The organism is uncultured Roseobacter sp., from assembly GCF_947496515.1.
Classification (GTDB): domain Bacteria; phylum Pseudomonadota; class Alphaproteobacteria; order Rhodobacterales; family Rhodobacteraceae; genus Roseobacter.
Map to the genome: position 1 here is coordinate 25,192 of NZ_CANMDB010000017.1, position 22,447 is coordinate 47,638.

At 62.5% G+C, this 22,447-nt stretch carries 20 protein-coding genes; 10 read left to right on the top strand and 10 right to left on the bottom strand.

Going from position 1 to position 22,447, the window contains the following annotated elements:
• Positions 1 to 133: 133 nt before the first annotated feature.
• Positions 134 to 1,363 (bottom strand): TRAP transporter substrate-binding protein, encoded by a 1,230-nt coding sequence (locus Q1A53_RS20940; protein WP_299970471.1) that lies wholly within the window; start codon positions 1,361 to 1,363, stop codon positions 134 to 136.
• 92 nt (positions 1,364 to 1,455) lie between these two features.
• On the opposite strand from Q1A53_RS20940, the gene Q1A53_RS20945 reads away from it, so the two are divergent.
• From Q1A53_RS20945 to Q1A53_RS20965, 5 genes are all read left to right on the top strand, one after another.
• Positions 1,456 to 3,069 (top strand): choline dehydrogenase, encoded by a 1,614-nt coding sequence (locus Q1A53_RS20945; protein ID WP_299970473.1) that lies wholly within the window; start codon positions 1,456 to 1,458, stop codon positions 3,067 to 3,069.
• 263 nt (positions 3,070 to 3,332) lie between these two features.
• Positions 3,333 to 3,539, top strand: a complete 207-nt coding sequence (locus tag Q1A53_RS20950; RefSeq protein ID WP_299970476.1) for a hypothetical protein — start codon at positions 3,333 to 3,335, stop codon at positions 3,537 to 3,539.
• A gap of 255 nt (positions 3,540 to 3,794) precedes the next feature.
• Positions 3,795 to 4,847 (top strand): Gfo/Idh/MocA family oxidoreductase, encoded by a 1,053-nt coding sequence (locus Q1A53_RS20955; protein WP_299970479.1) that lies wholly within the window; start codon positions 3,795 to 3,797, stop codon positions 4,845 to 4,847.
• Positions 4,844 to 5,860, top strand: a complete 1,017-nt coding sequence (locus Q1A53_RS20960) for a Gfo/Idh/MocA family oxidoreductase (protein WP_299970482.1) — start codon at positions 4,844 to 4,846, stop codon at positions 5,858 to 5,860. Before Q1A53_RS20955 ends, Q1A53_RS20960 begins: the two co-directional genes overlap by 4 nt.
• A complete protein-coding gene (locus tag Q1A53_RS20965) occupies positions 5,857 to 6,927 on the top strand; it encodes a Gfo/Idh/MocA family oxidoreductase (protein ID WP_299970484.1) in 1,071 nt (356 codons plus the stop codon). The genes Q1A53_RS20960 and Q1A53_RS20965 overlap by 4 nt, the downstream gene beginning before the upstream one ends.
• Positions 6,928 to 7,523: 596 nt before the next feature.
• On the opposite strand, the gene Q1A53_RS20970 is transcribed toward Q1A53_RS20965, so the two are convergent.
• The 3 genes from Q1A53_RS20970 to Q1A53_RS20980 form a co-directional block, all read right to left on the bottom strand.
• Positions 7,524 to 7,709, bottom strand: a complete 186-nt coding sequence (locus Q1A53_RS20970) for a hypothetical protein (protein WP_299970487.1) — start codon at positions 7,707 to 7,709, stop codon at positions 7,524 to 7,526.
• Positions 7,710 to 8,674: 965 nt separating this feature from the next.
• Entirely contained in the window at positions 8,675 to 9,589 is a 915-nt protein-coding gene (locus Q1A53_RS20975; protein ID WP_299970490.1) for a DUF5666 domain-containing protein, read from the bottom strand.
• On the bottom strand, positions 9,576 to 10,421 hold the full coding sequence (locus Q1A53_RS20980; protein ID WP_299970493.1) for a DUF6502 family protein: 846 nt from the start codon (positions 10,419 to 10,421) through the stop codon (positions 9,576 to 9,578). Before Q1A53_RS20980 ends, Q1A53_RS20975 begins: the two co-directional genes overlap by 14 nt.
• A gap of 187 nt (positions 10,422 to 10,608) precedes the next feature.
• Here Q1A53_RS20980 and Q1A53_RS20985 point away from each other — a divergent pair, with 187 nt between their 5' ends.
• From Q1A53_RS20985 to Q1A53_RS21000, 4 genes are all read left to right on the top strand, one after another.
• On the top strand, positions 10,609 to 11,028 hold the full coding sequence (locus Q1A53_RS20985; RefSeq protein WP_299970597.1) for a fasciclin domain-containing protein: 420 nt from the start codon (positions 10,609 to 10,611) through the stop codon (positions 11,026 to 11,028).
• 24 nt (positions 11,029 to 11,052) lie between these two features.
• Positions 11,053 to 12,969, top strand: a complete 1,917-nt coding sequence (locus Q1A53_RS20990) for a fasciclin domain-containing protein (protein ID WP_299970496.1) — start codon at positions 11,053 to 11,055, stop codon at positions 12,967 to 12,969.
• Positions 12,970 to 13,189: 220 nt separating this feature from the next.
• Positions 13,190 to 13,552 carry a hypothetical protein gene (locus Q1A53_RS20995; RefSeq protein WP_299970499.1) on the top strand — a complete coding sequence of 121 codons (363 nt, stop codon included), beginning with the start codon at positions 13,190 to 13,192 and terminating at the stop codon, positions 13,550 to 13,552.
• A 70-nt stretch (positions 13,553 to 13,622) separates the two neighbouring features.
• Positions 13,623 to 15,008 (top strand): PepSY domain-containing protein, encoded by a 1,386-nt coding sequence (locus Q1A53_RS21000; protein ID WP_299970502.1) that lies wholly within the window; start codon positions 13,623 to 13,625, stop codon positions 15,006 to 15,008.
• Positions 15,009 to 15,099: 91 nt separating this feature from the next.
• On the opposite strand, the gene Q1A53_RS21005 is transcribed toward Q1A53_RS21000, so the two are convergent.
• The 3 genes from Q1A53_RS21005 to Q1A53_RS21015 form a co-directional block, all read right to left on the bottom strand.
• The gene (locus Q1A53_RS21005) at positions 15,100 to 15,879 is read right to left on the bottom strand and encodes an ATP-binding cassette domain-containing protein (protein ID WP_299970505.1); all 780 of its coding nucleotides are present in this window, start codon (positions 15,877 to 15,879) and stop codon (positions 15,100 to 15,102) included.
• Position 15,880: 1 nt separating this feature from the next.
• A complete protein-coding gene (locus Q1A53_RS21010) occupies positions 15,881 to 16,993 on the bottom strand; it encodes an ABC transporter permease (RefSeq protein ID WP_299970508.1) in 1,113 nt (370 codons plus the stop codon).
• A gap of 78 nt (positions 16,994 to 17,071) precedes the next feature.
• Positions 17,072 to 18,022, bottom strand: coding sequence for a sugar ABC transporter substrate-binding protein (locus Q1A53_RS21015; RefSeq protein ID WP_299970511.1), 951 nt, complete (start codon positions 18,020 to 18,022; stop codon positions 17,072 to 17,074).
• Positions 18,023 to 18,203: 181 nt separating this feature from the next.
• On the opposite strand from Q1A53_RS21015, the gene Q1A53_RS21020 reads away from it, so the two are divergent.
• Positions 18,204 to 19,205, top strand: coding sequence for a LacI family DNA-binding transcriptional regulator (locus Q1A53_RS21020; RefSeq protein ID WP_299970513.1), 1,002 nt, complete (start codon positions 18,204 to 18,206; stop codon positions 19,203 to 19,205).
• On the opposite strand, the gene Q1A53_RS21025 is transcribed toward Q1A53_RS21020, so the two are convergent.
• Genes Q1A53_RS21025 through Q1A53_RS21035 form a run of 3 tightly spaced genes read right to left on the bottom strand, consistent with a single transcriptional unit; the run spans position 19,206 to position 22,401 of the window.
• Positions 19,206 to 20,360 (bottom strand): Gfo/Idh/MocA family oxidoreductase, encoded by a 1,155-nt coding sequence (locus Q1A53_RS21025; protein ID WP_299970516.1) that lies wholly within the window; start codon positions 20,358 to 20,360, stop codon positions 19,206 to 19,208.
• Between the two features lie 36 nt (positions 20,361 to 20,396).
• Positions 20,397 to 21,287 carry a TIM barrel protein gene (locus Q1A53_RS21030; RefSeq protein ID WP_299970519.1) on the bottom strand — a complete coding sequence of 297 codons (891 nt, stop codon included), beginning with the start codon at positions 21,285 to 21,287 and terminating at the stop codon, positions 20,397 to 20,399.
• 10 nt (positions 21,288 to 21,297) lie between these two features.
• Positions 21,298 to 22,401, bottom strand: a complete 1,104-nt coding sequence (locus Q1A53_RS21035; RefSeq protein WP_299970522.1) for a Gfo/Idh/MocA family oxidoreductase — start codon at positions 22,399 to 22,401, stop codon at positions 21,298 to 21,300.
• Positions 22,402 to 22,447: the final 46 nt, after the last annotated feature.

The following is a 22,447-nucleotide window of genomic DNA, read 5'->3' on the forward strand; positions in this document are numbered from 1 at the left end:
TCTGATCCGCCTGCGCAGTGCCGGGGGCAAGGACGCGCTGCCAAAGGCGCTTTCCTAAACCTGTGTGCCGCTGCGGGGCGGAAAAAAGAACCGGCCCCCGCGGGGGCCGGCTGTTTTGTCGTCAGGCGCGCCCTTAGGCTTTCCACCAGCGGCGTGGCTCGACGTTTTCGGCCAGCGCGTGCGGGTTGTTGCGAACCTCGTTGTAGATGTCCTGGTAGGTGTCGATACCACCGGCCCAACCGTTGATCCGCTCGCGCCACTGCTCCCACAGCTGTGGCTGGAACTCGGGCGAACACATCTCTTCGGCCTTCTTGCGCTCTGCGTCTGACAGCATTGCCATCCGTACGTTGTTCTGGGCAAAGATCGTGCCGGGCAGCTGAGGATCGGTCGCACCAACGGTGTTGACCAGCGCTGCTTCGTTGGCGGCTTGCACGTGGACCTGAGCCAGATAGGCCGATTCCATCACGGCATCCTGCAGGTTACCGTCCAGGCTGTCGAAGACCGATGCGGACATTGCCGTGTGCTCTGTCCCGCAGAAGAACCGCAGGTCGACCGACTGGCTGACCACGGGCGACATGTTGGCGTAGGCCACGGCGGATGCCCATGTCTCCGCACCGTCGATCAGGCCTTGCTTGAGACCGTCGAGAGTTTCCTCCCAGGCGATGGGCACCGGGTTCAGACCGAGCGCCTGCATGGCGATCCGGCCCAGCTGAGTGCCTGTCACGCGGTTCTTGGTGCCGTTCAGCGTCTCGATATTGGTTACGAGGTCGCGGTCTTCCCACGCCAGACCCAGCTGGATGCCGCGCAGTTCGGCGTGGCTGAAGAGGAACTTCAACCCGTGACGCTTCTCGAACGGCTCGCGCAGGATGCGCTGCGATTCCGGGCTGTACATGAAGTAGTACTGATCCGCCCGCGTGCGGAACATATAAGCGTAGTCCAGAACGTTCAGATAGGGCGCACCACCGGCAGAGTTCTGGGTGGAGGCGGCATACATGTCCACGATGCCCTGTTGGGTCTTCTCGACGCAGCTGAGCTGGTTGCAGATCTGATTATTGCCAATGAACTCGACCCGGATTTCACCGTCGGTCCGGCTTTCCAGATCGCGGAGGAATTCCAGCACGCCGGCACGCTCGATCAGCAGGTTCTGCGGGTTGAAACCGGCAGCGCCCATCTTGAGCGTGAACTTCGCCTCCTTGGCAAAGCGTTTTTCGTAGCTTGATTCCGCGGCTGCGGCCAGGTTTGCCACGCTCATCGCGCCGCCAAAGGTTCCGGCGGCCAGCAATGTCGAGCTGAGGCCATAGCGCCCGGCGATCCGGAAGAGATCCCGGCGCGATATGCCCTTGAGATTGTTTTGAACTTTCATGCGTTCCTCCCTGAACGACAATTATTGAGACGATTTGTCCCAAAAAACCCTAGTATGGTAATTCGTTTTTGCATAGAGTTTTTTTATTCTACATGGAGGGGGCGGACGTGGAAGCAGATTTTATCGTCATCGGTGCAGGCTCGGCAGGGTGCGTACTGGCCAATCGGCTGAGCAAGAACCCGGCACACAAGGTCGTCCTGTTGGAAGCGGGGGGGCGCGACCTCAACCCGTGGATCCACATTCCCGTCGGTTATTTCAAGACAATCCACAATCCATCCGTCGACTGGTGCTACAAGACCGAACCGGATCCCGGCCTGAACGGACGCTCGATCGAATGGCCGCGCGGCAAGGTTCTGGGGGGGTCGTCCTCGCTCAACGGACTGCTCTATGTTCGTGGTCAGCCGCAGGACTACGACCGCTGGCGCCAGATGGGAAACACCGGCTGGGGCTGGGATGATGTGCTGCCGCTCTTCAAGCGGGCGGAAAACAATGAGCGCGGGGCTGACGAATTCCATGGCGATCAGGGGCCGCTGTCGGTGTCCAACATGCGGATCCAGCGTCCTATCACCGATGCCTGGGTCGCCGCCGCTCAGGCCGCGGGCTACAAGTTCAATCCCGACTACAATGGCGCGGATCAGGAAGGTGTGGGCTTTTTCCAGCTGACGTCGCGCAACGGGCGGCGCTGCAGTTCTGCCGTGGCCTATCTGAAACCTGCGCGCAGCAGGCCCAACCTGCAAATCATCACCCATGCGCAGGTCGACAAGATAGACATCGCGGATGGGCGTGCCACGGGCGTCAGCTACCGGGACCGTGGCGGCAAGCTGCAGACCGTAACCGCCCGGCGCGAGATTGTCCTGTCGGGCGGGGCCATCAACTCGCCGCAGCTGCTGATGCTGTCGGGTATCGGCGAGGGCGACCAGCTGTCCGAACACGGTATCGAGGTCAAGAAGGACCTCAAGGGCGTGGGCAAGAACATGCAGGACCATCTGCAGGCAAGACTGGTCTACAAATGCAACGAGCCGACGCTGAATGACGAGGTGTCCAGCCTCTTCGGTCAGGCCAAGATCGGGTTGAAGTATCTGATGTTCCGCGCGGGGCCAATGACCATGGCGGCGAGCCTGGCGACGGGCTTTATCAAGACGCGCGAGGATGTGGAGACGCCCGACATCCAGTTCCATGTGCAGCCTTTGTCGGCGGAGAACCCGGGCAAAGGTGCGGATAAGTTCTCTGCCTTCACCATGTCGGTCTGCCAGCTGCGTCCCGAAAGCCGGGGCGAGATCCGGCTGCAATCAGCCGACCCGCGGACCTATCCCAAGATCCACCCCAATTACCTGTCAACGGAAACTGACTGCCGGACGGTGGTTGCGGGTGTGAACATCGCGCGCAAGATTGCGCGTCACGCGCCGTTAACCTCCAAGATCTCGGAGGAATTCCGGCCCCACGCCAGCCTCGACATGGAGGACTATGACGCCACGCTCGACTGGGCGCGCAACAATACCGCGTCGATCTATCACCCGACAGGAACGTGCAAGATGGGCACTGGCAAGGATGCCGTGGTCGATGCGGAGCTGAAGGTTCACGGGGTGCAGGGGCTTCGGGTCGCGGATTGCTCGATCATGCCGGAGATCGTATCGGGCAACACCAATGCGCCCGCCATCATGATCGGAGAGAAGGCGTCGGATCTGATCCTGGCAGCGCACCGCTGACCGGACGTCGAATGCGGTCAGCGCTGTCGCCACTCAGATCGGCCCCGCCGAGGCTGGCCATCTGGCCGCCGATGTTATCCACCGGCGAGGGCCGTTTTCCCGGTGTTATCCACAGGTTATGCGGGATGAAAATAAAATCGCCTTGCGCCAAGGTATTACACCGCGTTTCAACTTATCCGGGCGGGATCCCTCAATCATTGCATGACACGGGCTGTCCGGGCCGGGTATTTTGACCGAGAAGAATCGGCAAACCGGGGGTGGTGATGCTGCACGAAACAATCCGAGAGTTGAAACCGTCGCACCATGTGCTGCAACTTGATGAGAGCGACGTGGTGTCTTTCGTGCGTCGCTGCGTCAAGGAAAGATCGCTGAGCAGCCTGATCTCCAGTCTCAATCACGATCTGATGTTCGGCACGTTGGACGAACAGGACAGCGCGGCGCGCGCTCTGGCGCGCCTCGGATTCGTCTGAAAACCAGCCGGGTCACGGCGCAACCAGCCTTTTGTCCGGAGCACTGATGTCCCCGTGACATCGACCGGCGCAGATGGGTCGCGGGACAGTCGTCCGACGGGGTTTGCAGCCAACACATGTGCAGTTTTTCACCCGCATGCAGTCGTTGATAGCGACCTAGCAAGTGTTTTCAACCCGGCTGTCCAATCCATGTTTTTCCTGTTAGCTCGTTGATTCATATGATTTCCTGTGGGGAGATCGGGGTGGGGGAGCGAGATGACGGATGACAACCGAAAGACGGCGGCGCTGATCGGCGCTGGCATGGTTGCGCAAACTCATATTGACGCCTGCGCCGATGCGGCACGGCACGTGCACCTCAAGGCCATCGTTTCCCGACGCCCCGACCGTGCCGAAGCGCTGGCCGCGGCTGCGTCTGACAAAATCGGCGCGGCGGTGGTCCACTATTCGTCCGTCGATGATGTTGCCACAGACCCCCAGATCGACTTTGCGATCATCGCCACACCGCCCAATGCGCGGATTGATCTCGTCTCGACACTTGCTGCCGCGGGCAAGCATATCCTGCTCGAAAAGCCGGTAGGCCGAACAGCGCAGCAGGCCCGAGAGGTCGTGCAGATCTGCCGGGAGGCAGGCGTCATCCTCGGGGTCGTCTTTCAGCACCGCACGCGCCAGGCCTCCCGCGCAGCGCGGGATCTGATCGCAAAGGGCGGTCTGGGTCGGTTGGTCGTGGCGGAATTCGACGTGCCGTGGTGGCGGGCACAAAGCTACTACGATGAGCCCGGGCGCGGCACCTACGCGCGCGATGGCGGTGGCGTGCTGATCAGCCAGGCCATCCACACCATTGATCTCGGGCTCAGCTTCACCGGCCCCGTCGCCTCGGTGACCGCCATGGCGCAGACCACGGCCTTTCATGAGATGGAAAGCGAAGACTATGTCGTCGCGGGTCTCACCTTTGAAAACGGGGCTGTCGGCTCCCTGACCGCAAGCACGGCGAGCTTTCCTGGCCGGGCGGAGAGCCTGCGGCTGTTTTTCGAGAAGGCAACCCTGCATCTGGAGGCGGGCATGCTGACGGCGACCTACCGGGACGGGCGTGTGCAGTCCTTCGGAGAAGAGGCCGCAACCGGCGGCGGTGCGGATCCGATGGCCTTCACCCACGCTTGGCATCAGGAAATACTGGAGAACTTCGTGACACATTTGAGATGCGATGCCCCGCTCTACGCCAGCGGCGCGGACGCCATGGCAGCCCACGAATTGATTGACGCTATCGTCCGCGCCGCCAAAAGCGGGACGCGGGAGGTTCTGATCCCATGACCCGGCCAATCAGATTTGCGGCCATCGGCATCGACCATCGCCATATCTTTGGTATGGCGCAGAACATGATTGATGCGGGGGCTGAGTTTGTCGGCTGGCAGACCGAGGGCGCGCCCGAGACGGTCGCAGGGTTCATGAAGCGCTTTGCCCATGTGCCGCGGGCAGTAACGGCGGAGGTTCTGCTGGAGGATCCTGACATCGACCTTGTTCTGCTGTCGAGCATTCCGCGAGACCGCGCAGCCTGGGCGATCAGGGCGATGGAGGCGGGCAAGGACGTGATGAGCGACAAGCCCGGATGCACCACACTTGACCAACTGGCTGCGATCCGTGCCAGCGTTGCGCGCACGGGCCGCATCTGGTCTGTCGATTTCTCGGAGCGGTTTGAGGTGCCCGCCGTGACCCGTGCCGCAGAGCTGGTCGCTGAGGGCGCCATTGGTCGGGTGGTGCAGACCGTTGGTCTGGGCCCGCACCGGCTCAATCTGCTGACGCGGCCTGACTGGTTCTTTGACCGCGCGGCCTATGGCGGCATTCTGACCGATATCGGCAGCCACCAGATCGATCAGTTTCTCTTCTTTACAGGATCAACGGAGGCGGAGATTACCATGGCCTCGGCCCGCAACCTGGCGCATCCCGAGACGCCCGGGCTTCAGGATTTCGGTGAAATTGCCCTGCGCGGCGCAGGCGGCCATGGCTACATCCGGGTGGATTGGTTCACCCCCGATGCGCTGCCGACCTGGGGCGATGGGCGGCTCACCATCCTCGGGACAAAGGGTTATATCGAGCTGCGCAAATACGTTGATGTCGGCGGGCGCGAGGGCACGGATCATCTGCTACTGGTGAACGATGACCGGTGCGAGCACATCGATGCGCGGGATGCTGGCTTGCCCTACTTCGCGCGGCTGATTGCCGATCTACGCAACCGCACACAAACCGCCATGCCGCAGGAACACGCGTTCACGGTCTGCGAACTGGCCCTCAAGGCGCAGATCCTGGCCGAAGGTGGCGTAGGGTGATCCGGGTCGCGATCGTGGGTGCCGGGATCGGCGCAGAGCATCTGGCAGGCTACCGTGCGCTGCCGGACAGGTTCTCCGTCGATGTGATGTGCGATCTGGATCTGGCGCGCGCCGCAAAGGCCGTGGGCGCTGACGACAGTATCCGTGTCTTTGCCGATCTGGCAGCGGTGCTTTCTAATCCCGAGATCGACCTGGTCGACATCTGCTTACCGCCGCATCTGCATCTGACTGCGGTCCTTGAGGCTCTGGCCGCTGGCAAGCACGCCATTTGCGAAAAGCCTCTGGCGACATCGCTTGCCGATGTGGACCGGATCGAGGCCACTGTGACCGGGTCGCAGTGCAGGGTCTTTCCGGTATTTCAGTATCGCTACGGTCGTGCCATGGCGCAGTTGAAAGCCTTGCGCGATGCCGGGATGCTGGGGCGGCCCCTCGTCGCCAGTGCGGAGACGCACTGGAACCGCGGTGCAGATTATTACGCCACCCCTTGGCGCGGGACCTGGGCCGGTGAGGCGGGTGGTGCCATCCTGGGTCATGCGATCCACGCGCATGATCTTTTGTGCCATGTGATGGGCCCGGTCGCGACGGTCAGCGCTCATCTGGCGACGCGGGTAAATGACATAGACGTGGACGATTGTGCAGCCATTTCGATGGTGATGCAGAGCGGTGCGCTGATGACCAGCTCCGTGACGCTGGGTGCGGCACGGGACACATCGCGGCTCCGATACTGCTTTGAAAAGCTGACCGCGGAAAGCGGCTCGGCTCCCTATACGCCCGCGGAGGATGTCTGGACCTTCACGGCCCGTGGCGATGCGCGGCAACAAGATGTGGACCGGGTCATTGACGCCGTGCCCGTCGTGCGATCCGGTTTCGAAGGCTTTCTGGAAGCCGTCGCCGATGCGCTGGAGGGGCGGGCCGCAGATGACGTCAGCCTGAGGGATGCGCGTCAGTCGGTGGAGCTTGTGACAGCGCTCTATACCGCGGCGCGCGAGACGCGGCTGGTTCGGCTGCCGTTGGACAAGACAGCGGCGCTCTATGGCGGTTGGGTCTCAGGGCAGGCTGAGGAGTAGTGTCGCTGCGCCGCTTGGCCGCCACTACGAGGATCGTCCGGACGACGGGAGGCTCGCCGGAAACCGGCATGTATATGTTAACGGCAGTCCGCTGTTGATAAAGATCGCTGAGGGTCGGTGAACCGCGACATATCCGGGCAGATGGCCTGCGCGCCCGTAGTAGATCGGTTGCCTTGGTACCCATGCCGCAGACAGACTTCCGCTGGGCAGCATACCTTCGAAGGTCGCGCAATTGGTCAGCTGGACGCCGCCGTCGCCAACCAACGGTATTTTGACCGACCATCGTCTACTGCAGGCGGTTTTTACGGCGTTCCCTACCTTGAGTGTTCATCACGGGCGTCGGTGGGACATGTCCCAGGACTGAGCGGGGATCAAAAACCGAATTCATCCATACGGGACAGTGATCGTCTCAGGCGGCCAGCCACGAGAAAGCTATAGAATGAGGCCACACCTCATGCCGAGGACGACCAATCGCAGCAGCCGCGCCGTCTATGATCGGATGACGGATCCGCGTGGCCTTTGCCGAAAAAGACAAGGGCGGGTAACCAATGGTGCGCGGAGGTCAATGGCAGAAAAAGATGTGCTCCACACCGTCTTTAACGCCAGAAAAAAGTCTCCCCCGGGGTGCCGGGCCACATCTGATGGGTCTGCGGGATCGCCACCGCATTCGGGTGACCGGCCATTTCCAACGCCTCTCCCATACTGCCGGCAAGCGCGTAGCCTTGACGGCGATCGGTCGCGCCATCATTGCGGCGGACGGTGATTTTCCAGACATATTTCATCCTTCAACGGTCGGGGCAAAGATTAAAGATTTGGTAAAGACGGCTGATCTCTGCTCATTTTAAGATGCAGGCGCTCGCTTTCTGAGCGAATGTGGCGGAGCGGATCTGTGCATGATGCGTAAAGCGCCTCGGTCATGAGGGCGGAACCGTCTGTCACCATTGCCCTGCGCTAGTTGGTTGCGGCAACCGCGTCACGGCCGTCGGATGCTCAGACTGAACGCGGCCCGTAAGCCGGATAGAACATCCCCGATCAGTAGCAAGGGCCCGAGGTCGACCAACGCCCGGCTCGGCGCACCCATGCCCGCAACCATCAGGACGCACATGGCGTCGTCCGGCATGACATCACACCGGGACAGCCGTCACAGAATGTTTTTGTCGAAGCATTCAACGGCAGGCTCCGCCCTGCTCGGCAGGGTGCTTCGCAATCAGCCACCGAGCAATGGACGAATGCCTGAGTGACCCATGTCTCCCGCACTCTCGCTGAGGCATGGAAGATCATTGAAACATTGAGGACCGATTGCACCACTGAACAACCATACCATCGCTTCGCACGCTTGGTTCAGGCGGCCTTCGCTTATCTCAACCGCCGCCACCAGGCCTGCTTTCAAGACGCCATTTACCCGCCGGTATCATCTCCTGCCTTGGACACATCGGCTGATGCAACGATCGGGTAAATTGGGCGTGGAAAATCCTATCAAGATCCGGGATGGGATGCTTCTCGCGCACAGCCCTGTTTGCTCGATTAGGGACGTCGGGCCCTGCTGTCACGGATGTCTGCGGCGCTCTGTCAGAGACCAAACCGCATGGGTCGGCTAGCGCTGACCGATCACATGGGTTCGGTCCGGCCGCTGTCTTTCGATCGGGTGGCGTGTCAGCCACCGAGGATGCGTTGACTTTATCTGCGGCGCGCGGACCACCGCTCCAGTCGGATCGAGCCGTGAGCAAGCCGTTTGCAGCCCGCATATCTAGGTGCGTGTCGATAGCGTTCTCAGCACATTCCTCCGTCTGCGCGGGTCCTCGGGCAGGATGACGGCTTTGTCCGCGGCGAAAACATCCTTGTAAGGTCCGCTGAACAGCACCCGGCGGTCCGCAAATTCCGCCAGCCTGAGGTTTCGCGCAAAGCTATGGCCCAGTCCCGAAATCCGGAACTCCGGCGCCTGCCGGGTCGGCTCCAGGAAGCCCTCGACCGCCAAGTGCTTCAAGGGCCCGGCGGCGAGGACAAACCGGCCTCCTTGTGTGTTCTCGACAATAAAGCGGCCCGCAGCTGTGTCGTACCGGCCGTAAACAGTCGCAAAACTGCCATCGGTCTGAGCGGCACCGACCCGCGTCACCGGTACACCGCCAACCGCCAACCTGCCGATCCGGCGGGTCACATCCCCTGCAATCACGTCACGCGGAGACCTGGCGGTCGACAGTCGGCTCGCGATCACGCGATTGCCCTGCCAAAGACCAGAAACCGCGACACGGTCTCCCACCCGTGGTCGCTGCATTCCCGATGTCAGGGCAACCTCAACGCCGTTGACAACGGCCCGCTGTCCCGAGACCGCGCTGACCGGGCCGACCACGGGCTGGGTCAGGTACACCCGGCGGGCGACCAGGCCATCCCCAGATGCAGCCGCCTCGACCGTGAGGCTGTCGCCGGGAACGAGGCTGCCGGTGGGCAGAGGCCCGAAGGCATCCACAAGAACGGTACCGGCGTTGATCGCAACCGACCGCCCCGCAACGATGAAGCCGTTCAGATCCGTCAGGATACCAACGATCCCGGTGCCCCCGATCCCGCCCTCAAGTTCACGCTCCTGCCCCAGAACACCCCGGGGCAGGGCACAGGCTGCCATACCGCTGAACACTGCTGCGCGACGGGAGAGATTACCGGTCTTCATTGGGATCTTGTCCTTTGGTCTTTGGCCGCTCGGTCTCCTTGTAAAAGAAGACACCAAAGCGAAAACGATTTGTGGCGGTCGGGTCGGTGGCATCCTCACTTTGCAACCCGGCCGCGGTCTTGTTGATCTGCCTTAGCGCGTCGGTGGCAACGTCCCGCACGTCTGTCTCGATCCGGTGCAGCGCGTCATCCGTCAGCGCGTTGTAGAACACCGCGCGTTCCAGATGGGCGGGATCTTCTGCCAGGATGTTATCCACCGCCGCGCTCATGTGATCGCCCAGATTATGCGAGAAGAAATGCAACCGCTGATCCATGTCTGCCGGGCCGACCAGACCGTCGAGCACCAGATGCACGCTGTCGTCCTCGGTGGTGACGATGCCCTGCCGGGCAAGTTCGTCGAGCACGGTGCGCGGACGGATGTCGCGGCTCACGGATTGCACCAGCGCGTCGAAACTCGGACCCGTCTCTGCACTGCGCGGGATTGCGATGGGTTGACCATCCGGGTCCGTGTAATCCGCGTTGGACATCCAGCGCCCGACCACGGTGCTGAGGGTGGAGAGCTTGCGCCGCTGCCCTTCGGTATCGTCATCCGGCAGCGTGCGGAATTCCCTGACGTCCCGGCGATGTACGCCGGTCATGATGCTGATCCGGCTATCGGTCGCGTCATCGCCGAGGATTTCCTCGGCCACTTCGACGTAGCTCTGTTTGACGACCCGGTAGAGCGCGCGGACCGTCACGTTCTGAGCGATCAACGCCCGCACCAGCGGACGCAGCACCTTGCGGATCGCGCGTTCAAAGCGGCCGGGTTGGCTGAAGGGATCATTGTCGGTCACCAGGCCAAGATGACGACTGTGTAAATTTTTTCCACAAAAAAGCGACACGCCGGTCTGGACGAAATGTCGCGATGCTTTATGTGGGAAAAAATCACACAAAACCTGAAGGAGTACGACGATGACATTCTCAACCCTCTTGAAAGCGGGCCTCCTGGCCTCTGGTCTCGCGCTGGCTGGCTGCGCCACGATGCCCGCACAGGATCCCGACATCGTCGAGGTTGTCCAGTCGGCCGGATCTTTCGACACGCTTGTCGCGGCGGTCAGCGCGGCGGATCTGGTGGAGACATTGCAGTCCGAAGGCCCTTTCACCGTCTTTGCGCCGACTGATGCGGCCTTTGCAGCCTTGCCGGCCGGCACGGTTGAAACCCTGCTCAAGCCCGAGAACAAGGATCAGCTGGTGTCAATCCTGACCTACCACGTGTTGCCCGGCAAAGTGATGGCAGCAGATCTGGCCGGACAACGCCTCAGCCCCGAAACGGTCAATGGCAAGACCGTGCATGTGGACGGCCGCAACGGTGTCACTGTGAATGGCGTCGATGTGATCCAGGCGGACATCCCGGCCTCCAACGGCGTGATCCATGTCATCGATGAAGTGTTGCTCCCGTAATCCGCGGCAAAAAAGGACTGAGTTATGAAAACCTTCCAATTTACCGGCTTTGGCGCGGCAGATCTGTTTGGCGAGACCTCGATAAGGTCTCACCTTGAGTTCACCATGCCCGCCTCGGCCACGCTGGACATTACCGTGACAGATGACGATCCGCGCCTGTCGGGCGATGCGCACCGCAATGAGCGCGGCGATGATACCAGCGGTCAGAAAGCCACCATTCTGCGTGACGGCGAGGACGTTGGCACAGGTGGGCGGCTCTATGCAGAGAACGTCTGGCACCTGCGCGGCGATGACGGCAAAGGCTACCGTCTGGTCGAACTGGAGCAGCCGGGCCAACAGCCTGACAGCTTTACCTTCCTGGGGCCTGTACCGCCTGTCGGTGTGTCCCTGACGGTCGGTAGCCCCGCGAACGTGACGGGCCGGGGGCTCAGCTACGACAAGCTCTCGGCCGGGGAGATCGCAAAACCCAACATCGTGGAGATCGCTGCGGGATCGGATGACTTCAACATCCTGGTCAAGGCGCTGACGGCGGCGGATCTGGTCGGCACGGTTCAGGCCGCCAATGACATTACCGTTTTCGCACCGACCGATGCGGCCTTTACCCAACTGGCCAAGGATCTGGGCTTTGACGGGGATGGCACGGATGAAGATGCCGTCTTCGACTTTATCGCCGGAGCGCTGGCAGGGCTCGCCCCCGATGGCAACCCGATCCCGCTGCTGACGGACATCCTGCTCTATCACGTGTCAGCGGGCGCCAAGACCGCGGCAGAGGTGGATGCCGCCGAGCAGGTCCAGACCTTGCTGGAGGGGGCGACCTTCGGCTCCGAGGGGACCGAGCTGGTAGACAATGAACCCGATGTGGCCAACCCCAATATCGTGATCCCGGATCTCGCTGCGTCAAACGGCATGGTCCAGGTGATCGACCGGGTGCTGATCCCGCTCGACATCCCCGGCAACACGCCCGAGCCTGAGCCGTTGCCGACGTTGACCGAGATCGTAGCGGCCAGCGGTGGCACCTTCGATCAGGATGGCAGCGATTTCGATCTGCTGCTCAACGCGGTCCAGACAGCCGGGCTGGCGGATGCGCTGAACGATCCGGAGGCGGATCTGACGGTTTTTGCGCCCAACGACGACGCCTTTGTGACGCTCAGCCAGACGCTGGGGTTCAAGGGGTCGGACGAGGGCGAAGCCTTTGCCTATCTGGTCGATGCGCTGACATTGCTGAGCGGTGGCGGTGATCCCGTTCCGCTGCTCACTGAGATCCTGACCTACCACGTGGTACCCGAGGCGCTGGACTCCACCGCTGTCCTGAGCAGCACGGGCATCGTCACGTTGCAGGGGGGCACGCTGACGGTTGAGGGCACGCGCCTTGTGGATGCGGATCCCGATATCACCGACCCCAGCCTGATCGCGACCGACATTCAGGCCTCAAACGGCATCGCGCATGTGCTCGATGGTGTGCTGCTGCCAGCGGACATCCTGCAATCGGATGGATCCGGTGACGTTGATTTCGTGATCGACGGTGACCGCGGCAGTGTGATCCGCACCGGACGCGACAATGACCTGGTGGACGGCAACGGCGGTCATGACTTCATCCGGCTCGGCAGTGGGGATGACATCGGGCTCGGCGGTGCGGGCAATGACATCCTCCACGGCGGGCGCGGCGATGACCGGCTAGAGGGCGGCAAGGGCAATGATCTGCTGATCGGCAACAGCGGCGATGATGTTTTTGTCTTCCGCACAGGCGATGGCACCGACCTGATCAAGCATTTCCAGGATGGGCATGACCTGATCGACCTGAGCGGCACCGACGCTGCCAGCATCGACGATCTGAGCATCACCCAGAAGGGGCGGGCGACCGTGATCGATCTGGGCGAGGATCAGGCGATCATCCTGACAGGACGGAACATCGATCTGGGTGCGGAAGATTTCATCTTCTAGGCCGTGGATCCCTCATCCGGCACCGGGTGCAGCCATCTGCCTTTGGCATCACAAGACCCCGGTGCCGGATACCCCAGCTTGACGTGGCACCGCGTCAGGCAACTTGGGTCGGCAGCACGCTGTCGGCCCCTTTTTCTGCCGGATTGCCGGGATTGAAAATCCGGCGTACTGGCATCGATGCCCGCTAGTGCTGATGCGCGATGCCTGCTAGATCTTTCGCATGGTGCAAAGCGCAGTCAGATTTTGCCGGGTCTTGCTGATCGTCAGTGCGATGATCGCGGTGATCGCGGTCGGCTTTGCCCATCGTGTGGCGCATCCCGCAGCATCCCCCGACATGATCGCGTATCTGGCATCGGGCGGATCGCTGAGCGATGTCTGCGGATCGGGCGGTAGCGATGGCACCGCGCCTGTGGCCTGCGAGGCCTGCCGGATCAGTGATGCGGCGGCCTTGCTGACCACGAGCGGCGGGACCTTTGTTGCAACACTGCCCAAATGTGACCGGCTCCGGGTCATCGCGAAACGCTTGGCAGAGGCGCGCGGCCTTGATCCGGCGCGTCTGGTCCGCGCACCCCCTCTGGCCTGATCCTCTTACATCAGAACCCTTTATTGCCCGTGCGCCCTGTGCCGCGGGTTCTCAGGCCTGGAGCCCTAAAATGACAATGACTGCACCAGATGCGCAGCCCGAGCGGCGCGCCAACAAGATCTATTTCGCCGCGTGGCGCTGGCATTTCTACGCCGGGTTGTTCGTAATTCCGTTTCTCACAGTGTTGGCCTTTACCGGCATGATGATGCTGTGGATCGCCTGGGTTGACGGCCGCGACGGCGAACGCACCCCTGTCGTACCGCAAGACACGGTGCTGGCGGTCTCTGCCCAGTCCCAGGCGGCATTGGCCGCTGTCCCCGGCGGCACACTCAGGCAATATGTGGCCCCGCGCCGCGACGATCTGGCAGCCCTCTTTCGGGTTGATCGGGACGGCGAGGCAACGATGGTCGCAGTGGACCCCTACACCGCGCAGGTGATCGAACGTTTCCCGCGGCGCAGTGGCTGGTATGACTTTTTCGACGGCATCCACAGCGACCTGATGCTGGGTGTCCTCGGCGACAGACTGCTGGAGACAGCGGCCTCGCTCAGCCTGATGCTGGTGGCCACGGGCCTTTACATGTGGTGGCCACGAGAGGCGGGATGGCGCGCGGCGCTGCTGCCGGGCTTCGGCCGCGGCCGGTCGTTGTGGAAATCGCTGCATGGTGTTGTCGGCATCTGGATGTCGATCTTTCTGGTCTTCTTTCTGATCTCCGGTCTGGCCTGGGCCGGGATCTGGGGCGGCAAGATGGTCCAGGCCTGGAGCCAGTTTCCCGCTGAGAAGTGGGACAACGTCCCGCTGTCGGATGAGACCCATGCCAGTATGAACCACGACCGGCGCGAGGTTCCCTGGGGGTTGGAGCAGACGCCCTTGCCGGCCTCCGGCAGCGAAGCAGGCGTAACGGGCGTGTCCGGGCCGGTGACGCTCGACAGTGTGGATGCACTGGCTCGGGCCATCGGGTTCGATGCGCGCTACCAGCTGAACCTGCCCTCCGGAGAGGCTGGGGTCTGGACACTCAGCCGCGATTCCATGAGCACCGACAGCACCGTGCCCACGACGGACCGGACCATTCACGTGGACCAGTTCACTGGCAAGATCCTCGCCGACGTCCGCTATGCTGACTATTCCGTGCCCGCAAAGATGATGGCGGTGGGCATTGCCCTGCATATGGGCACACTGGGACTGTGGAGCGTTCTGGCCAATACGGTGGTCTGCCTGTCGGTGCTGTTTCTCTGTGTCAGCTCCGTTGTGCTGTGGTGGAAGCGCAGGCCCGCGGGCGCGGGCCGTCTCGCGGCGCCGCCTATGCCTAAGGAGATGCCGCTATGGCAGGGCGCCATTCTGGTGGGGCTCGGTGTGTCGATGGCCTTTCCCATGGCAGGCATTGCGCTGCTGAGTGTGCTGGCGCTCGATCTGTTGATCCTCTCCCGGATGCCCCGACTTCGTCAGAGCCTGACCTGATCGCGGGCAGGGGCGGCGGCGCGACACGCTGCCCCTGTTCAATACGCTGACATACTCTGGTGGCACGGATTGCGCCGAGCCTCCCCGAATATCAGACGGTGCCGCCGAGCGATCCTTCCAGCGTCGCCAGTTCCTGACCACCGGCCATCATGTCCTGAAGCTCTTCCGGTGTGATCTCGCCGCGGCTGGCGGTGCCAAAGGTCTTGCCGCGGTTCAGCACTGTAAAGCGGTCGCCCACGGCCATGGCGTGGCGCACGTTGTGGGTGATGAAGACCACGGCGATCCCCTGCTTGCGCACCTTGTCCACCGTTGCCAGCACATTGGCCGTCTGGCGTACACCCAAGGCCGAGGTCGGCTCATCGAGGATCAGCACCTTGGCCCCGAAATGCACCGCGCGCGCGATGGCAACCGTTTGCCGTTCGCCGCCCGACAGCGTGCCCACCGCCTGATCCGGCCCCCGCAGGTTGATGCCCATCTGGCCCATCTCGGCCATGGTGACCTTGTTGGCGTAGTCATGGTCGAAAAAGGACATGCCAAAGCGCTTTTTGACCGGCTCGTTGCCCATGAAGAAGTTGCGACTGACCGACATCAGCGGGATCATCGCCAGATGCTGGTGCACCGTGGCGATCCCCGCCGCAATGGCATCGCGGGGGCGGTTGAAGTCCAAGGGCTTACCTTCAAAGATGATCTCGCCCCGGGTCGGTTTGTGCACACCGGACATGGTCTTGATAAAGGTGGATTTCCCGGCACCATTGTCGCCCAGCAGGCAGTGGCATTCGCCGCGGTGCACGTCGAGCGACACGCCTGCAAGCGCTATGACCGAGCCGAAGTGCTTTTCGATGTTGCGCATCTGGATGATGGGATCGGCCATACTAGCGCTCCCCCGTGATGATGCGGCGGATATAGGTGTTCAGGATCACCGCAAAGAGCAGGATCACTCCGAGGAACACCCGGAAGAGCGAGCTTTCCACCCCGGCAAAGAACAGCCCCTGCTGTACCACACCAAAGATCAATGCGCCCAGGGCCGCCCCGACCACTGAGCCGTAGCCGCCCGTCAGCAGGGCGCCACCGATGACCACGGCGATGATCGCCTCGAACTCCTTCAGCAGGCCGCGGTCCGCACCCGCGGAGCCAAACTCCATCACCTGGCAGACCGCCAGCACCGTAGCGCAGAAGGCGGTCAGCACGAACATCAGGATCTTGACGCGGTTCACCGGCACCCCGGAATTGCGCGCCGCGTCGGGATCGCCGCCCGCGGCAAAAATCCAGTTGCCAAAGCGGGTGCGTGTCAGAAGGATATGGCCAATGACCACCAGGGCGATCGCCCAGACGATCAGCATCGGGATGCCATCGACAACAGGCTGACCCGCGCGCGTCCCCCGCTCGAACACCGCGATCAGTCCCTGATCCCCGAGCCACTGGAAAATCGGCTGGCCGATCTTGCCGCCGAACAAAGGCGCCAGCCAGTCGCCCTCTGCCGCATCGCGGATCCCGCCGATGATGGTTTTGTTCTCCACCGTCTGCGGAATGTAGATGGTAAAGCCGCGCAGGATAAACAGAAACGCCAGTGTCACGATGAAGCTCGGCAACCCGGTCCGCACCACGATCCAGCCATTGAGCGCGCCAAGCGCCATACAGATCGCAAAGGTGATCAGAATGGCGATCCACATGGGCAACGCCAGCACCACACCGAAGACCGCGATCATCATACCCGCAAAGCCGATCATGGACCCTACGGAAAGGTCGAACTCACCGGCGATCATCAGCAGACAGGCCCCCACCGCGATGATCATGAATTGCGCTGAGACAACCGACCAGTTCATCACCCCCTGGCTGTTGAACATCCCGCTGTCGAAGGCAAAGAGCGCAAAAAGGGTGAAAACGGCAACCGTGCCCACGATCCCGCCCAGTTCGGGGCGAATGAGCGCGCGGCGCAGGCGCGAGATATCCTTGATCCGCTCGTCTGAGTTGGCGGTATCAGCCATCTGGAGGCCTCCAAAAGCAGTATGAGGAAAAAGGGAGGCCTTCCGCGAGGGAAAGACCGCCCGAAAAAGCTGTGTCGCTTAGCGGTATTCGCCGGCGAACTCTTCAACCTTGCTCAGCGCGTCCTTGGTCACAAAGCCGGGGCCGGAGTTGATGTTGTTGCCCGGCAGCACACCGTAACGGTCCCAATTTGCCAGAATGACCACCGGCATGTAGGCCTGCAGGAATGGCTGCTGGTCGATGCCCCAGTTGATCACGTCGCCCTTGATGGCATCCACGATCTCTTCGCCCAGATCAAAGGTGCCAAAGTGGATGTCACCGGCCATGCCGTTCTCTTCAAGCGCTGCGATGGTAGGATCGGCGGACACCGGGCCCAGCGTCAGGATGCCGTCCACATCGGGGTTGGCCGACAGATAGGCCAGCACCTTGTTCTTGATCTCGGCAGGGTCTGTCCCGCTGTCCATCATCGCATTGCCCAGCTCCACGCCCAGTGCGTCCGCATAGCCGCGGCAGCGTTCGCCCACGGTCGGCTGCTGGATGGCATGGTTCACGCAGAGAAAGTTCGTCACCCCTTCGTCCTTGGCGCGTTGACCGGCGGCAAAGCCTGCGTCGTATTCAGGCTGACCCACATACATCAAGGCACCGACTTCGCGGGCCTGCTCCGGCGTGCCGGTGTTCATGATGATGACGTCGATACCCTGATCCACGGCGGCACTGATCGGCCCTTTGAGCACGTCAAAATCCGCCAAGGTGGTGATGATGCCATCGGGGTTGGAGGCCGCTGCCTGCTCGATGATGCGTGCCATATCGGCCACGTCCCCGGTCGGCGGGTTGCGGTATTCGACAGAAGCACCGACCTGTTCGCCCGCAAGCGCGATCCCGTTCTTGATGGTGTTCCACCAGCTGTCGGAATCCGGTGCATGGCTGACCAGAATATACGTCTCTCCCTCGGCGGAAGCAGCGGTCGCGCCCGTCAGCGCTGTCGCTGCGACAGCTGTGGCCAAAGCAGCCTGTTTCATCATCGTTTTCATTATTTCCTCCCAAAAAATCACAAGCTTCCCAAGCTTGAAACGGAGTGTATCTCCCCGCTCGATTATTACCTAAACACGATTCAGGTAAATTTGCAACCGGTTGCAAATATGTGCTGTCATTTGTGCTGCAACCCGGACGGCGTTGGGGTAAAACAGCGTCAGGAAACCCGAAAAGGCCCCTATGACTGCAACGCTCAAAGACGTGGCCGCGCGTGCCGGTGTGTCGCGATCCGCCGTATCGCGCACCTTTACCGACGGGGCGTCTGTCTCGGAAAAGATGCGCAAGCGCGTGCTGAAAGCCGCGGATGAATTGGGATACAGCCCGAACTTCCTCGCCCGCAGCCTGACGACCCGGCGCACCAAGATGATCGGGCTCATTTCCAACAACTTTCACAACCCCGTCTTTCTGACGGTCTTTGATCTCTTCACCCGGGGCCTGCAGGACCGTGGTCTGCGCCCGCTGCTGGTCAATCTGACGGATGAAACCGATCCCGACAGCAGTGTGCAGATGCTGCGGCAGTACTCGGTCGATGGGGTGGTGGTGGCGTCTTCGACCCTGCCGCCCGCGTTTTCCAAGGCGTTCCGGGATGCGGGCATGCCAGTGGTGAACACGTTTGGCCGCTATTCCGGCACGCCGGACGTCCATGTGATCGGCATCGACAATGTCGCCTGCGGACGTATGGCAGCCCGGACCATGATCGCGCGGGGGTACGAGGATGTGGCCTTTCTGGGCGGGCCGGAGGCAGCGACCTCGACCCAGGACAGGATGACAGGCTTTGTGTCAGAGCTCACCGCCGCAGGCCTGCAGCCCAGCTTGTCCTTTGCGGATGCCTACTCGTTCGAGGCCGGGCGCAAGGCCATGCTGGAGCTTTTGCAGCACAAGCCCGCGCAGGCCTATTTCTGCGGCGATGATGTGTTGTCGATCGGGGCGCTCAGCGCGATCCGCGATGCGGGTCTCGACGTGCCCGGTGACATCGGCATTCTGGGGCTGAACGATATGGAAATGGCGGGCTGGCAGAACATCAACCTGACCACCATCGGCCAGCCCATCCCCCATATCGTGCAGGCCTCCATCGACATGGTCGCCAGCATGCTCGACGAGCCCGACCGCGCGCCCGAGGCGCGCGTGCTGCCCTGCCGGATCGTGGAGCGCGGGACCCTCAGACCCCCGCAGACCCCGTGATCAGCGGAACATCGGGGGCCGCGCGTCGAGCCATTTGCCCTCCTGTTGGCCGGAGGCTGCGACGGCATAGACCGCCGCCATCGACCGCAACCCATCCGCGGCCCGGGGGTAAAGGTTGGCCGCCGGGTCCATCTCGCGCCCGTCCTTGCGTGCGCTGATCGCCTCGGCCAGATCCTTGTAGATATTGGCAAAGGCCAGCGGCATTCCTTCCGCATGGCCGATGGTGACGCGGCTTGTGCGGTCCGCTTCGGGCGACAGGTTCGCCTCACCCCGCTCGATCACCTGCAACCGACCCCCCAGCGGCATATGGTAGAGCTGGTTGGGATGTTCCTGTGACCAGCGCAGCCCGCCCGTCTCGCCAAAGACCTGGATGCCCAGCCCGTGCTGCCGCCCGATGGCAACAGAACTCGTCCAAAGCCGCCCGACAGCACCACCATCCATGCGAAAGCTCACCATGGCATCGTCTTCCAGCACGCGCGCCTCCAGGCAGGAGACGGTATCCGCGGAGAGCCGGGTGACCTCCTGCCCGGTCACAAAGGACGCCATGTGCAGCGCGTGGATCCCGCAATCCGCGAACTGAGCAGAGACCCCGGCCTGTGCGGGATCATAGCGCCAGCGCACCCGTGGGTTGTCCGCATCGGCGGCATCGGCGTGGTGGCCATGGGCAAACTCCGCGTTGACCAGCCGCACCTTGCCGAGATCGCCGCGCGCCACCATCGCCCGCATGTGCCGCACCAGCGAATAGCCACTGTAGCCATAATTCACCGCACAGATGGTCCCCGACCGCTCGGCGATCCGCACGATCTCTTCGCCTTCCTCCACGGTCATGGTCATGGGCTTTTCGCAGAGCACGTTGAAGCCCTTCTCCAGAAAGGCCTTCGTGATCTCGAAATGTGTGGCGTTGGGCGTGGCGATGGTGACCAGATCGACCCTGTCCTCGCGGGCGCTCTCGCCCGCCAGCATCTCCTGCCAGCTGCCATAGGCGCGCTCCCCCAGACCCAGCCGCTGGCCGTAGTCGATGCCTTCCGCGGCGCGGTGATCCAAAGCACCTGCGGCGAAGTCAAACAGCCCGTCGAGCCCCGCACCCAACCGGTGCGCTGGCCCGATCTGGCTGCCTTCGCCACCGCCGATCATTCCCCATGTGAGCTTTGCCATGACAGGCCTCTTTCTTGCTGATGACAGGCAGCGGATCTAGAACCCGATGCTTTGCAGGTAGGTGCGGTTGCTGGCCGCGTCTTCCATGGGGGTGCCGGGCAGGGAGGGGTCGCAGTCCTGCTCGACCGTGCACCAGCCCTCGAACCCTGCGTCCAGCAGGACCTGCCGCACCGCCGGAAAATCGACATCCCCCTTGCCCAGATTGCAGAAAATACCCTGGCCGCAGGCGGTATAAAAATCGGTGCGATTGGCGACCACATCGGCTTTGACCACCGGGTCGATGTCCTTGAAATGCATATAGCTGATGCGACCCATATGCCGTTTCATAAAGGCCACCGGGTCAAAGCCCGCGTAGGAATGATGCCCGGTGTCAAAACAGATCTTCAGGATCCGCTCGTCCACCTCCGAAAGCAGCCGCTCCAGCTCCGGCTCGAAATCCATGAAGCCCGCGGCGTGGGCATGGATGCCGACGGTGAGCCCGTATTCCTCGGTCCCCAGCTTCGCGACGGCGGCAATGCGATCGCGGTAAGCGGACCATTCGGCACGGTCCATCTGCTCGGCTTCTGTGGCGCGGCCCGCGGTCGGCGCCCGGCGCGGCGAGATGCTGTCGATAAGCACCAGATGCTCCGCCCCGTGGGCGCTGAGCGCTTTGCAGGTGCGCCGCGTCGCGTCCATCACCTCGTCCCATTTGTCGGGATCGTGGAAGGGGCGGAAGACCACACCGCCGATGATGCTGAGATCGTGCCTGGCCAGTTCCTCTGCCAGCACCGCGGGGTCCTCGGGCATATAGCCGATGGGTCCCAACTCGATCCCCTTGTAGCCCGCCTCGGCGCATTGCTGCAGCACCGACTGCCACGCAGGATAGGCCGGGTCAGAGGGAAACTCGATCCCCCAGGAACAGGGCGCATTACCGATCTGGATGCTCATGGGCGGCTCCTCAGAAGTCTGAGACATCGCGCCAGGCTTTCGCGTCCGAAGACGCATGCGCAGCGGCGATGATCTGGTTGACCTCCATCCCGTCGCGAAACGTGGGCCAGAGGTTGGTCTTGGTCTCGATGGCGCGCAGGAAGTCGCGGGCCTCGATGATGATCTGATCCTGGTACCCGGTGCCATGCCCCGGCCCCTGACAAAAGGCCTCGTAATCGGGATGCGCCGGTCCGGTCAGGATCTTGATAAAGCCGCGCTGCGCCTCGGGCCCCGCCATCCGGTAGAGGTGGATCGCGTTCTGATCCTCCCCGTCGAAGTGAATGGCCCCCTTGGTGCCGGTGATCTCATAGGCGTAGCCCATCTTGCGCCCGGTCGCGATGCGGCTGGCGTAGATCGACCCCAGCACGCCAGAGGCAAAGCGGCACAGGATATGCGCATGATCATCATTGGTGACAGTGCCGCCGGGGCGTTTGTCAAACACGGTCTCGATCTCCGCCATGACGGAGGCAATCGGCCCCATCAGCCTCAGCGCGCAGTTGATGGGATGCGGCGCGAGATCGCCCATCATGCCGTTGGCCTTTCCGCTCGTGCGCCAGCTTGCCGGGGCCTCCGGGTCGGCCAGAAAATCCTCCGTGTGCTGACCGCGAAAGCCGGTGACGGTGCCGATCACGCCGTCCTCGATCAGCTGCCGTGCGTATTGCGTTGCTGGCGTGCGCACATAGTTGAACCCGGTCATGTGGATCGTGCCCGACGCCTCCGCTGCCGCCAGCATGGCGCGGCTGTCCTCTATCCCGGTACCCAGCGGCTTTTCGCAGAACACCGGTTTGCCGAGGGCAAAGGCGGCTTCCGCGATGGGGCGGTGCATCTCTTGCGGTGTGGCGATCACGATGGCCTCGACCGCGGGATCACGGACCAGTGCCTGCCAGTCATCCGTCGCCCGGGCAAAGCCGTAGGCGGCGCGATAACGCTCGGCGGAGGCAGGCGTGCTGGCGCAGATCATCTCCAGCCGCGGGCGCAGGGCGGTATTGAAAACAGCCCCCACCGAGGACATGGCGACCGAATGCGCCTTGCCCATGTAGCCGCCCCCCAGGATCCCGATGCCGATTTCCGTCATTCTTGCGCCTCCCCGGAGATTCTGTTTGCAACCGGTTGCAAAATCA

Bases quoted from the DNA above. Each gene is read 5' to 3' on its own strand.
- Q1A53_RS20940 (WP_299970471.1), bottom strand. From the start codon at position 1,363: ATGAAAGTTCAAAACAATCTCAAGGGCATATCGCGCCGGGATCTCTTC.
- Q1A53_RS20945 (WP_299970473.1), top strand. From the start codon at position 1,456: ATGGAGGGGGCGGACGTGGAAGCAGATTTTATCGTCATCGGTGCAGGC.
- Q1A53_RS20950 (WP_299970476.1), top strand. From the start codon at position 3,333: ATGCTGCACGAAACAATCCGAGAGTTGAAACCGTCGCACCATGTGCTG.
- Q1A53_RS20955 (WP_299970479.1), top strand. From the start codon at position 3,795: ATGACGGATGACAACCGAAAGACGGCGGCGCTGATCGGCGCTGGCATG.
- Q1A53_RS20960 (WP_299970482.1), top strand. From the start codon at position 4,844: ATGACCCGGCCAATCAGATTTGCGGCCATCGGCATCGACCATCGCCAT.
- Q1A53_RS20970 (WP_299970487.1), bottom strand. From the start codon at position 7,709: ATGAAATATGTCTGGAAAATCACCGTCCGCCGCAATGATGGCGCGACC.
- Q1A53_RS20975 (WP_299970490.1), bottom strand. From the start codon at position 9,589: ATGAAGACCGGTAATCTCTCCCGTCGCGCAGCAGTGTTCAGCGGTATG.
- Q1A53_RS20985 (WP_299970597.1), top strand. From the start codon at position 10,609: ATGCCCGCACAGGATCCCGACATCGTCGAGGTTGTCCAGTCGGCCGGA.
- Q1A53_RS20990 (WP_299970496.1), top strand. From the start codon at position 11,053: ATGAAAACCTTCCAATTTACCGGCTTTGGCGCGGCAGATCTGTTTGGC.
- Q1A53_RS20995 (WP_299970499.1), top strand. From the start codon at position 13,190: ATGGTGCAAAGCGCAGTCAGATTTTGCCGGGTCTTGCTGATCGTCAGT.
- Q1A53_RS21000 (WP_299970502.1), top strand. From the start codon at position 13,623: ATGACAATGACTGCACCAGATGCGCAGCCCGAGCGGCGCGCCAACAAG.
- Q1A53_RS21005 (WP_299970505.1), bottom strand. From the start codon at position 15,879: ATGGCCGATCCCATCATCCAGATGCGCAACATCGAAAAGCACTTCGGC.
- Q1A53_RS21010 (WP_299970508.1), bottom strand. From the start codon at position 16,993: ATGGCTGATACCGCCAACTCAGACGAGCGGATCAAGGATATCTCGCGC.
- Q1A53_RS21015 (WP_299970511.1), bottom strand. From the start codon at position 18,022: ATGAAAACGATGATGAAACAGGCTGCTTTGGCCACAGCTGTCGCAGCG.
- Q1A53_RS21020 (WP_299970513.1), top strand. From the start codon at position 18,204: ATGACTGCAACGCTCAAAGACGTGGCCGCGCGTGCCGGTGTGTCGCGA.
- Q1A53_RS21025 (WP_299970516.1), bottom strand. From the start codon at position 20,360: ATGGCAAAGCTCACATGGGGAATGATCGGCGGTGGCGAAGGCAGCCAG.
- Q1A53_RS21030 (WP_299970519.1), bottom strand. From the start codon at position 21,287: ATGAGCATCCAGATCGGTAATGCGCCCTGTTCCTGGGGGATCGAGTTT.
- Q1A53_RS21035 (WP_299970522.1), bottom strand. From the start codon at position 22,401: ATGACGGAAATCGGCATCGGGATCCTGGGGGGCGGCTACATGGGCAAG.